Annotated in this window: 10 protein-coding genes; 6 read left to right on the top strand and 4 right to left on the bottom strand. The window is 47.9% G+C overall.

Annotated features, from left to right (window positions below; translation table 11 throughout):
- Positions 1-28 precede the first annotated feature (28 nt).
- On the bottom strand, positions 29-805 hold the full coding sequence (locus VIM72_RS28525; protein WP_332006213.1) for a hypothetical protein: 777 nt from the start codon (positions 803-805) through the stop codon (positions 29-31).
- A 155-nt stretch (positions 806-960) separates the two neighbouring features.
- Here VIM72_RS28525 and bioB point away from each other — a divergent pair, with 155 nt between their 5' ends.
- Entirely contained in the window at positions 961-1,935 is a 975-nt protein-coding gene (bioB, locus tag VIM72_RS28520; RefSeq protein ID WP_332006212.1) for a biotin synthase BioB, read from the top strand.
- A 327-nt stretch (positions 1,936-2,262) separates the two neighbouring features.
- On the opposite strand, the gene aroQ is transcribed toward bioB, so the two are convergent.
- The 3 genes from aroQ to ytxJ are packed head-to-tail and all read right to left on the bottom strand — an operon-like array spanning position 2,263 to position 3,677.
- Entirely contained in the window at positions 2,263-2,688 is a 426-nt protein-coding gene (aroQ, locus tag VIM72_RS28515) for a type II 3-dehydroquinate dehydratase (RefSeq protein WP_332006211.1), read from the bottom strand.
- Between the two features lie 32 nt (positions 2,689-2,720).
- Positions 2,721-3,302, bottom strand: coding sequence for a UbiX family flavin prenyltransferase (locus tag VIM72_RS28510; RefSeq protein WP_332006210.1), 582 nt, complete (start codon positions 3,300-3,302; stop codon positions 2,721-2,723).
- A gap of 42 nt (positions 3,303-3,344) precedes the next feature.
- Complete coding sequence (gene ytxJ, locus VIM72_RS28505; protein ID WP_332006209.1) at positions 3,345-3,677, bottom strand: bacillithiol system redox-active protein YtxJ; 333 nt, start codon at positions 3,675-3,677, stop codon at positions 3,345-3,347.
- 312 nt (positions 3,678-3,989) lie between these two features.
- Here ytxJ and VIM72_RS28500 point away from each other — a divergent pair, with 312 nt between their 5' ends.
- The 5 genes from VIM72_RS28500 (at position 3,990) to VIM72_RS28480 (ending at position 10,837) form a co-directional block, all read left to right on the top strand.
- Entirely contained in the window at positions 3,990-5,354 is a 1,365-nt protein-coding gene (locus VIM72_RS28500) for a UDP-N-acetylmuramate--L-alanine ligase (RefSeq protein WP_332006208.1), read from the top strand.
- 31 nt (positions 5,355-5,385) lie between these two features.
- Positions 5,386-6,159 carry a 3'-5' exonuclease gene (locus tag VIM72_RS28495; protein WP_332006207.1) on the top strand — a complete coding sequence of 258 codons (774 nt, stop codon included), beginning with the start codon at positions 5,386-5,388 and terminating at the stop codon, positions 6,157-6,159.
- A 72-nt stretch (positions 6,160-6,231) separates the two neighbouring features.
- Positions 6,232-6,972 carry a polyprenol monophosphomannose synthase gene (locus VIM72_RS28490; protein ID WP_332006206.1) on the top strand — a complete coding sequence of 247 codons (741 nt, stop codon included), beginning with the start codon at positions 6,232-6,234 and terminating at the stop codon, positions 6,970-6,972.
- Positions 6,973-7,055: 83 nt separating this feature from the next.
- On the top strand, positions 7,056-7,931 hold the full coding sequence (locus VIM72_RS28485) for a DMT family transporter (protein ID WP_332006205.1): 876 nt from the start codon (positions 7,056-7,058) through the stop codon (positions 7,929-7,931).
- A gap of 59 nt (positions 7,932-7,990) precedes the next feature.
- On the top strand, positions 7,991-10,837 hold the full coding sequence (locus tag VIM72_RS28480) for an alpha/beta hydrolase family protein (protein ID WP_332006204.1): 2,847 nt from the start codon (positions 7,991-7,993) through the stop codon (positions 10,835-10,837).
- Positions 10,838-10,974 lie beyond the last annotated feature (137 nt).

Raw genomic sequence — 10,974 nt, 5'->3', positions numbered from 1 at the left:
CCAAGACAATTTAAAACGCCGAAGGCGATTAGTTTTTGAAGAAGTCTGCCGCCCTGTTCACCTTCTCTACCCATGCGCCGGAACTGGCCTGCATTACGTATTCGCTCAACCCTACCTTGCTGGCGCCTGGCGCCCAATCGTAGGTATAGCCCAGCCTGGTCCACGGATAGTGTGCATCCGTAGCTGATGTTAACGGGCGGTAATAAGCGAAAATGATGTAGTTGTTAAACCAGGTGGAAAACTCCGCCGACACGCCGCTGATCGGTACCGCACCGGTGGTTTTGGTAGTGATGGCGGGATTACCGGCCGGCCGGTACAACCTTGAGGCATTTACCCACATGGTAGCGATATGGGTATTTGTTTTTGCATTCACAGGAGGAAGTCCCAGTAACTGGCAGATACGCTGAATAGTATCTGAGGTAGCAGTAAAGGAGGGCCCTATACGGTCTTTCATCTGTTTGGGAATAAACAGCCAGGATTCGCCCCAAACGGTGGTGATGGAGTCTCCCGCCGGGTAGCTGCCCGGGAAACGCATAAAGGTGCCCATTAAAACATACTGCTGGCCATTGATGGTTTTCCATTGCAGGTCCGGGTTATCCGGGGTGATGGGCCATAGCGCAGTGCTGATTTCGCTGCTGTCCGCAATCATCGCGTCATCAACAGCCTGGTTGTACAGCTGGTCAGGCGTGTACACAGGTGGTGGCGGTACAACCGGGTCATCATCATTTTTACTGCAACTGGAAAATGCCATAGCGGCAAAAAGAAAAAGTACGGACAGCCTGCTGCCCCTGGGGAAATGTTTCATAGAAGTGGTTTTCTGGATACTGGTTATTTAAATTGAGTTCCGCAATTAAATGTATTTCAATAGAATAATCAAATTTCCTTTCATCGCGCTCCTGTAATTGGTCGTTGTATTTCGTAATAATTTGCTACGTTTGCTATTCAAACAAAATCAGATCTATGATCCGTCATGACTGGACGTTAGAAGAAATCAAAGCTATTTACAACACTCCCTTGCTGGAATTAGTGTACCGTGCTGCTTCTATTCACCGTGAATACCAGGATACTGCAGAAGTGCAGGTTTGCACCCTCTTATCCATCAAAACAGGCGGATGCCCTGAAGATTGCGCTTATTGCCCCCAGGCTGCCAGATATAACACTGACATCAATGTACATGGCCTCCTGAAAAAAGAGGACGTGATGAGTTATGCACAGAAAGCGAAAGAAGCCGGTTCCACCCGCTTCTGCATGGGCGCCGCATGGCGTGAAGTGCGCGACAACCGCGATTTTGACCGGGTACTGGACATGGTAAAAGGCGTTAATGAACTGGGCATGGAAGTATGCTGCACCTTAGGCATGCTGAACGAGGAACAGGCAAAAAAACTGGCCGATGCCGGGCTGTTTGCCTATAATCACAACCTCGATACCTCCCGCGATCACTACGAAGAAATTATCACCACCCGCACTTACGACGATCGTTTACAAACACTGGAAAATGTAAGAAAAGCCGGTGTAAGCGTATGCTGCGGCGGTATTATCGGGTTAGGCGAATCACATGAAGACCGTATCGCCATGCTGTGGACACTCAGCAGCCTGCCTTCCCACCCGGACTCTGTACCCATCAATGCGCTCACCCGCGTAAAAGGCACGCCCCTGGAGCATCTTCCCAAAGTGGAGTTCTGGGATATGGTACGCATGATTGCCACCACGCGTATCCTGATGCCCAAAGCCATGGTACGCCTGAGTGCCGGCCGTGCGGAAATGAGTATGTCCGACCAGGCCCTGTGCTTTATGGCGGGCGCCAACTCCATTTTCACCGGTGAAAAACTGCTCACCACAGGCAATCCTTCTTTCGAAGAAGACCATATGATGTTCGAACTGCTGGGACTGAAGCCTAGAGAGGCTTTCAAGGAACAGGAAGCCAGCTGCTGCTAGTATGTGCGCCTTCGGCGCTTTAAATTGTCTTGGAACACTGATTACGCTGATTATACTGATTAGCTTGATTTTTATTTTTTGATTTTATTTTGATTAAAAGATTAAGGGAGATAGAAGCGGGTATGTTCGCTTTTATCTCCCCTTATTATTTTACAAAATCAGGTTAATCATCTTTTTGAAAAGACAAAGGGAGATAGAAGCATATAACTGCTTTTATCTCCCCTCATTATTTTACAAAAATCAAAAATCAAAAAATAAAAATCAAGCTAATCAGTATAATCAGCGTAATCAGTGTTCCAAGACAATTTAAAGCGCCGAAGGCGCGCCCTACAAATCGCTCATCCCGAAGTACTCCACCCCTAGTTGATAGCCTTTCAGCCCCAGGCCGCAGATACAGCCGATGCATTTGGGGGCAATCAGGGATGTATGCCGGAACTCTTCCCTGGCGTACACATTGCTGATATGAATTTCCATTACCGGCGTTTTAATGCCCGCAATGGCATCACGGATGGCGATAGAGGTATGTGTATAAGCGCCTGCATTCAGCAAAACGCCGTCGTAAGAAAAGCCCACTTCATGCAGATAGTTCACCAGCTCCCCTTCCACATTGCTCTGGAAGTAAGTAAAAGTTACCGACGGGAATTGCTTTTGCAGGTGCTTGAAATAATGTTCGAAAGATTCACTGCCATAGATGCCTGTTTCACGCTTGCCCAGCAGGTTCAGGTTAGGTCCGTTAATAATTGCTATTTGCATGATAATGGTTATAGAATGAAGGCCTAAGATAATTAATCCTCTTTATTATTGCTATCGCTTCCCCAGCGGTAAGTTTGCTGCTCCAGGCCCGCAAGATCTATGATACGGTCCACTACCGTAGCGGCCATTTCTTCCAGGTTGGCAGGCAAACTGTAAAAAGAAGGCGTAGCCGGGCAAATGATACCACCGGCCAGGGTTACGGCTTCCATATTTTTGATGTGAATAAGATTGTAGGGAGTTTCCCTTACCACGCAGATCAGCTTTCTTCTTTCTTTCAGCACTACATCTGCTGCACGGGTGATCAGGTCGTTGGAAATACCGGTGGCGATACGCCCCAGTGTGCCCATGGAACAAGGGCAGATGATCATGGTATTAAAGCGGCCGGACCCGGAGGCAAACGGCGCATGAAAATCCTGTTGGGTATAAAAACGGAAAGGGAGTTGTTTATAATCTTCGTCTCTGAGCTCTGTTTCCCAGACGGTTTTAGCGTTCTCGGTCATCACCACGGCTACCTGGTCCAGCTGCTCATGCGCTGCCCGGAGCTTCTGCAACAACTGGCGGGCGTAGATGGAACCACTCGCCCCTGTAACTGCTACTACTATACGATGTTTCATTGGCTATGCTGTTGAATTTACAAAGCTAGCCTATTTGGGCGGTTAAACGCCAGCCTGGGCAACTATTTCATCCATCACAATGCCGCCATGACTTTCATTGTAAACACATTCGCCGTTACGGATCACCAGTACCTGGGGCGATTCATGCTGAACATGGTATATTTCTGCAATCTTATTGGATACGGGACGATAAGCGATCAGGTCCAGGTAATAAAACGTTAACCCTTCCGGTTCAGCCGACCGTTCCAACCTGGCCTTGGCCATTGAGCTGATAGAGCATCGCGTGCTGTGCTTGTAAATCACTACCGGCTGATGCGCTGATGCCGCATTGATCTCAGATAGTTGTTCCTCACTGGTTAACGTTTTCCAATTCATTTAACATGCTTTGTTATGTTCTATCGCAGGCGACTTGGCCATGCCCTTCATCGGACAACCCAGTTTCTGATGGCTTGCGCAGGACGTTAAGAAAGCAGCAAAGATACAAACCATAGCGGTGTAGCCCAAAATTCTTACATAAGATTGCATACTGGCAGTTTTAATTAATTTATTGACTAAAACGAATTTTCAGCGGAAATATGATACGACTACTTTTTTAATCGTCTATTGTAACGTTATATTTGCAAATATAGAAAATACATTAAAAAAAACAACAATGTAATTTTCGGCAGGCCGAAAATATTCAGCGTTATGACAAAAGTACATTTTATTGCCATAGGCGGCAGCGTAATGCATCAGTTAGCCATTGCGCTTAAAAATAAAGGTTACCAGGTAACCGGCAGCGACGACGAAATTTTCGAACCGGCCCTGTCGAACCTGCAACAGGCGGGCATTTTACCAGCCAGCACCGGCTGGGACCCTGCCCGGATAACGCCGGATCTGGACGCCGTCATCCTGGGCATGCATGCCCGGGACGATAATCCCGAACTGATAAAAGCCAGGGAACTTCAGCTGAAGATCTATTCTTTCCCGGAATATATCTACCAGGAAAGTAAAAATAAAACACGGGTAGCCATCGGGGGAAGTCATGGTAAAACCACTACCACAGCCATGGTGATGCACGCGTTACAGCTGAACCATCAATCGTTCGACTACCTCGTGGGCGCGCGGCTGGAAGGATTCGCGCAATCTGTAAATATTACGGATGCCCCTGTAATTGTGTGCGAAGCGGATGAATATCCTGCCTCGGCCATTGAAAAGCGGCCTAAGTTCCACTTCCTGCACCCGCAGATCGCTGTATTAACGGGGATTGCGTGGGATCATATCAACGTATTTCCTACCTACGAAATATATAAAGAACAGTTTGCCATTTTTATCAGGCAGATGGAACCCGGACAGGTGCTCATTTACAACAGTACGGACCAGGAGCTCGTTAGCCTGGTTACTGCCACCGGTGGCCACCTTAAACTGGTGCCCTATGCATTGCCGGAGCATACTATTATCAATGGCGTCACCAGCGTTATTTTCGGGGAGCACCGGGCCAGCCTGGAAGTTTTCGGGGATCATAACCTGCTGAACCTGCACGCCGCCAAACTGGTTTGTAATGAACTTGGCTTGTCCGATGCGGAATTCCTGGCGGCAATTGCTACCTTTAAAGGCGCCGCAAAAAGACTGGAACTGGTAGCAAAAAACGACCATTGTGTTATTTACCGTGATTTTGCGCACGCTCCTTCCAAAGTGAAAGCCACTATGGAAGCCACGAGGCACCAGTTTCCCGACAGGAAACTGATTGCCGTACTGGAATTACACACCTATAGCAGTTTAAATGCAGATTTCCTGGAACAATACCAGGGCGCTCTCGATACAGCAGATACCGCCGTTGTATTCTACAGCAAACATGCGCTCGAAATAAAGAGAATGCCGGACCTGGCGCCGGAGCTGATCGCACAACGCTTCGGCCGTAATGACCTGCACGTTTTCCACAACCGGGAAACGCTGGAAGCATTCCTGGCCGCACAGCAATACCAGGATACCAACCTGCTGCTGATGAGCTCCGGTACTTACGATGGCCTCGATTTTAGCAAACTGAAAGCATTATTGCCGTCAGACAAATAAATACATTAAACAAAAATATAAATTATTCATAATGCCTTCTTTGCTCCTCAAAAGGCCGCTGGCCGTAATCGATCTTGAAACCACCGGAACCAACGTGGCTTCGGATCGTATCATTGAAATTGCTATCATCAAAGTGTTTCCGGATAAAACCACCCAGTCGAAAGTGAAACGCATTAACCCCGGAATGCCGATCCCCGCCGGATCTACAGCAATTCATGGTATTAAGGACGAGGATGTAAAAGATGCACCTTCCTTTAAACAGGCCGCACACGAACTGAAACAGTTCATGGAAAACTGCGACCTGGCAGGTTATAACTCCAATCGCTTCGATATTCCCCTGCTGGTAGAGGAATTCCTGCGGGCGGATATTGAATTCGATGTTTCCAAACGCAAATTTGTGGATGTACAGCGGATCTTCCACCTGATGGAGAAACGCACACTGGCCGCCGCCTACAAATTTTATTGCGATAAACAGCTGGAAAACGCGCACAGCGCCGAAGCAGACGCACTGGCCACCTACGAGATCCTGGAAGCCCAGCTGGGCAGGTATGAACAACTGCAGCAGGATATTGACTCACTGGCCGATTTCACCAAAGAAGAAGATTACATCGACTTTGCACGCCGTCTCGTGATGCAGGGCGGACAGGAAGTGTTTAACTTTGGTAAATACAAAGGCCGCTCCGTGAGAGAGGTGTTAAGGGCAGAGCCCCAGTATTACGACTGGATGATGAAAGCGGACTTCCCACTCAATACCAAACAAAAACTGACTGAGATCTTCCATAATATGATGTTAAAAAAAATGTAATGTTAACGGGGAACATCATATCTTGCGCCGGAATTGAATTATTTTCGCAGTCCAAAAATATCATCTGCTGAATTGGAAAAGCTTGTCATCATTCCTACGTACAATGAAAAGGATAATATCCGGAACATCATTGACGCTGTATTTTCCTTACAGCAGGATTTTCATGTGCTTATTGTGGATGACGGATCGCCCGACGGCACCGGCGCTATTGTAAAATCGCTGCAACAGCAACATCCCGGCGAATTGTTCCTGGAAGAAAGATCCGGCAAACAAGGCCTGGGCACAGCTTATATCCACGGTTTCAAATGGGCGCTGGCCAGGGGTTACAAGTACATTATTGAAATGGACGCCGATTTTTCGCATAACCCGAAAGATCTTCCGCGCCTGTACGATGCCTGCGCCAAAGAAGGAGCAGATGTATCTGTAGGTTCCCGCTATGTAAAAGGCGGTAAAACCGAAAACTGGCCCTGGGACCGGGCCGTATTATCTTATGGCGCCTCCATTTATGTAGGCATGATCACCTGGATGCCGGTGAAAGACCCCACCGCCGGGTTTGTATGTTACAGCAATACGGTGTTGGAGTCTATTAACCTCGACCAGATACAGTTTGTAGGCTATGCCTTCCAGATCGAAATGAAATTCACCGCCTGGAAACTTGGTTTCAAAATAAAAGAAGTGCCTATCACCTTTAAAGACCGGAAAGAAGGATACTCAAAAATGAACAAAGGCATCATCAAAGAAGGCATACTCGGCGTGCTCAAAATACAATGGCAAAGCCTTTTCCGCAATTATAAAAGACGGTTGCAGAATTAATAACATCATCTCAATTACATAGCATTTAGGGATCTGCTCATTTTAAATAAATGAACAGATCCCTAAATACATTTTACTGATTCATGAAAAAAGCATTTCTCCAGCTGCATCTTTCTGTGTTCCTGGCTGGATTTACAGGGATATTGGGTAAACTCATCTCCCTTAACGAAGGACTACTGGTATGGTACCGGTTATTGATCACCTCTGTTACTTTATACGTTTTATTCCGCATACAGGGCACCTTTAAAAAACTTCCCTGGAAAGATATCCTGCCTATTGGGGGCACCGGCGTAATAGTGGCCCTGCACTGGCTTTTCTTTTACGGCAGCATCAAATATTCCAATGTATCTATCGGGGTGATCTGCTTTTCGCTCACCAGCCTGTTCACCGCCATATTTGACCCGCTTATCAACAGGCGCCGCTTTGATGTAGCCGAAATGTTACTGAGCCTGCTTACCCTGCTGGGCATCCTGCTTATCTTCCATTTCGATACCCAATACCGCACCGGTATTATCATTGGCATCATCTCCGCCATGTTTGCCGCGCTGTTCACCGTATTCAACAAAAGACTGATCAAACGTTTTGATACCTACACCATTACTTTTTATGAGCTGTCAACAGGTTTCATCGTGCTCAGCATGGCCATGCCGTTATATCTTCACCTCTTCCCCGTGCCCACCCTGCTGCCCTCATCCCCGGATCTCATTTACCTGTTGGTGCTGGCCTGGTTCTGCACGGTGCTGATGTACCTGCTGAGTATGAGCGCCCTAAAAAAAATATCCCCTTTTACCGTGAACCTTTGCTTCAACCTGGAACCGGTGTACAGTATCGTGATGGCATTTGTGCTGTTCCATGAAAACAAATTACTGAACAATGCATTCTATGCGGGGCTGGGTTGTATCATCCTTTCCGTGGGACTGCAGATGCTGCGCGTGGCAAAGGGCAAAACGGCTTCCTGACGCCTCCGCTCATCCTCATTTATTTGTAACTTGAGCGCTGTAATGATTACTTTGCGCTTATGAGAAAAGTTTTATTAGGGGTATCCCTCCTGGGAGCTTCCCTTTCTACCTATGCACAACAACCTGCAAAAAAGCCACTGGATCACAGTGTTTATGACAGTTGGCAAAGCATTGGCACTAAACTGATCAGTAACAACGGACAGTGGGTAGTGTATTCAGTAATACCACAGGAAGGCGATGCCAGCCTGGTGATCTATGACCGGAAAACGGGCCAGGCTACTACCATAGCCCGCGGCGGCAGCCCTGTTATTACAGAAGATTCCCGCTATGTGATCTGCAGCATCAAGCCTTTTTTTAAAGATACCCGTGAAGCAAGGATCAAAAAGAAGAAACCGGCGGAAATGCCCAAAGATTCTATGGCTATCATTGCCCTGGGGCAACCAGGCATCGTGAAATTCCCTGGTGTGAAGTCTTTTAAAACACCGGAAAAAGGCAGTGGCCTGCTCGCCTACCTGCTGGAAAAACCAGCCGCAGATACTGCCAGGAACAAAGGCAATAAAGCACCAAAAGCAGCTGTGGACAACGACCGGGCGGATGACGATAAAACACCTCCTGCCGGCAATGAAAGCGGTACACTGGTGATCCGCCAGCTGCTGAGCGGCATACAGGACACCGTAAAAAACGTGACCGAATTCACTTTCAGCAAACCCGGCAACCAACTGCTCATCGAAACAAAGGCTGATAAAAAAGATTCGCTATCGCGCAATGGCGTACTGCTGTGGCATACCGCCGGCAGGAAAGCCACTGCACTGAGCAACGGCAACAGCGACTATAAACAGTTTGCATTCGATGAAAAAGGAGAACAGGCAGCCTACTTTGGTACCCGCGATTCTGCCAAAGCATTACAGCAATTCTACAAACTCTACTACTTCAAACCAGGGCAGGACAGCGCCTATGAAGTAGCCGATAAAAACAGCAGCGGCATTCCCGCCAACTGGAGCATCAGCCCCAACAGCCTGATCTATTTCAGTAAAGACGGGCAACGCCTCTTCTTTGGCACCGCGCCCATTCCACCGGTGAAAGATACCAACATCGTGGATTTTGAAGTGGCCAAAGTAGATATCTGGAATTATAAAGATGATTACCTGCAACCTATGCAGTTAAAAAATGCGGATAAAGAACTGAAGAGAAGTTATGCCGCCGTATATTATCCCGGCAGTAAACGCGTGATCCAGCTAAGCGATAAAGATCTTGAAACAGTGATCACAGCAGCGGAAGGGAACAGCCCTAACGCGCTCGGCTATACGGACAAAGGCGAGCGTATTCCCCTGCAATGGACAGGCCGCACGCTTAAAACGGCGTACCTCGTCAACACCAGTGATGGCACCAGGAAAAAGATCAAAGAAAAGCTGGACGGCAACTTTTTCATCTCCCCTAACGGAAAATATATCATCTGGTACGACCTGGTAAACCGGGAATGGTTCAGTTACAATAACGCTACCGGCGCCACCATAAGCATCAGCAAAAGTATTCCTGCAAAAGTATATGATGAGGAAGATGATCACCCGGATGTACCTGATGCATATGGCATTGCAGGCTGGATGAAAGAAGACAGCTATGTGTACATCTACGACCGTTACGATATCTGGCAAACAGATCCCAGCGGGAAAAACGCCCCGCTGAACATTACCAATGGGATTGGCCGGAAATGCAGGACCCGCCTGCGTTACCTGCGACTGGACCCTGATAAGAAATTTTTCCTGCCCGGTGATCGCCTCATGCTCACCGCCTTCCAGGACAGCAGCAAATACAATGGCTTCTATTCGCTTGACCTGCCCCGTAAATCCGGCAGATCTGCCAACCTGCAGCAGGTTATACTCGGACCATATACTTATACCGATCTGCTGAAAGCAAAGGATGCCAGTGTATTTTCGTATACCCGTAGCCGGTATGAACTTTCTCCTGATGTTTTTGCGGGAGATGACATCGCGAAAGCTGCACAGATCAGTCGCACCAATCCCCAGCAGCAGGAATACAACTGGGGCACCGCATCGCTGTATAAATGGACCACTTTCAGCGGTAAACCTGCAGAAGGCATTCTTTATAAACCCGAAAATTTTGACAGCACCAAACAATACCCGGTGATCTTTTATTTCTATGAGAAATTAACAGATGGACTGTACAGTTACCAGGCGCCGGCGCCAACCCCATCGCGGTTGAACATCTCATTTTTTGTAAGTCGCGGGTACCTTGTATTTGCACCGGATATCAGTTATGAAAACGGTTATCCCGGCAAAAGCGCTTACGATTATATTGTAAGCGCTGCAGAAGACCTGGCGAAGAAACCCTGGGCAGATGGTAAAAATATGGGCATCCAGGGCCAGAGCTGGGGCGGCTACCAGGTGGCTTTCCTCATCACGCAAACCAACTTATTCAAAGCTGCATGGGCAGGCGCTCCCGTGGCCAATATGACCAGCGCCTATGGAGGCATCCGCTGGGAAAGCGGCATGAACAGGCAGTTCCAGTACGAACATTCTCAAAGCCGTATCGGTGCCACCTTATGGGAAAAGCCTGAATTGTATATTGAAAATTCACCGTTGTTCAATCTTCCACGTGTGAACACGCCGGTAGCGATCATGGCAAATGATGCCGATGGGGCTGTGCCCTGGTACCAGGGCATTGAAATGTTTACCGGTTTACGTCGTTTAGGCAAGCCCGTATGGCTGCTGAATTATAACAATGAAGCGCATAACCTTGTGCAACGCCAGAACCGTAAAGATATTCAGCGCAGGGAGCAACAGTTCTTTGACCACTTCCTGAAAGGCGCTCCGGCTCCTCAATGGCTGGAAAGCGGCGTGCCGGCAACGGAAAAGGGCATCAACTGGGGCTGGGATCTGCAGCAGTAAATTAATTGGCATACAAAAACGCAGCTGTTGCTTTAAAGCGCCAGCTGCGTTTTTGTTAATACTGGAGCAACCAGTTTTGGATTAACTGTTGATAACGGAGGTTGAGGTATTTTTGAAAAATGCCCAAATTATATATC

It is taken from the genome of Chitinophaga sp., assembly GCF_036569185.1.
Lineage (GTDB): Bacteria > Bacteroidota > Bacteroidia > Chitinophagales > Chitinophagaceae > Chitinophaga.
This window is presented reverse-complemented; position numbering and strand designations above follow the sequence as displayed.

What these genes read in the sequence shown, in the direction of transcription:
- VIM72_RS28480 (WP_332006204.1), top strand. Translation starts at nt 7,991, where the DNA reads ATGAGAAAAGTTTTATTAGGGGTATCCCTCCTGGGAGCTTCCCTTTCT.
- VIM72_RS28510 (WP_332006210.1), bottom strand. Translation starts at nt 3,302, where the DNA reads ATGAAACATCGTATAGTAGTAGCAGTTACAGGGGCGAGTGGTTCCATC.
- VIM72_RS28500 (WP_332006208.1), top strand. Translation starts at nt 3,990, where the DNA reads ATGACAAAAGTACATTTTATTGCCATAGGCGGCAGCGTAATGCATCAG.
- VIM72_RS28485 (WP_332006205.1), top strand. Translation starts at nt 7,056, where the DNA reads ATGAAAAAAGCATTTCTCCAGCTGCATCTTTCTGTGTTCCTGGCTGGA.
- VIM72_RS28495 (WP_332006207.1), top strand. Translation starts at nt 5,386, where the DNA reads ATGCCTTCTTTGCTCCTCAAAAGGCCGCTGGCCGTAATCGATCTTGAA.
- bioB (WP_332006212.1), top strand. Translation starts at nt 961, where the DNA reads ATGATCCGTCATGACTGGACGTTAGAAGAAATCAAAGCTATTTACAAC.
- aroQ (WP_332006211.1), bottom strand. Translation starts at nt 2,688, where the DNA reads ATGCAAATAGCAATTATTAACGGACCTAACCTGAACCTGCTGGGCAAG.
- ytxJ (WP_332006209.1), bottom strand. Translation starts at nt 3,677, where the DNA reads ATGAATTGGAAAACGTTAACCAGTGAGGAACAACTATCTGAGATCAAT.
- VIM72_RS28525 (WP_332006213.1), bottom strand. Translation starts at nt 805, where the DNA reads ATGAAACATTTCCCCAGGGGCAGCAGGCTGTCCGTACTTTTTCTTTTT.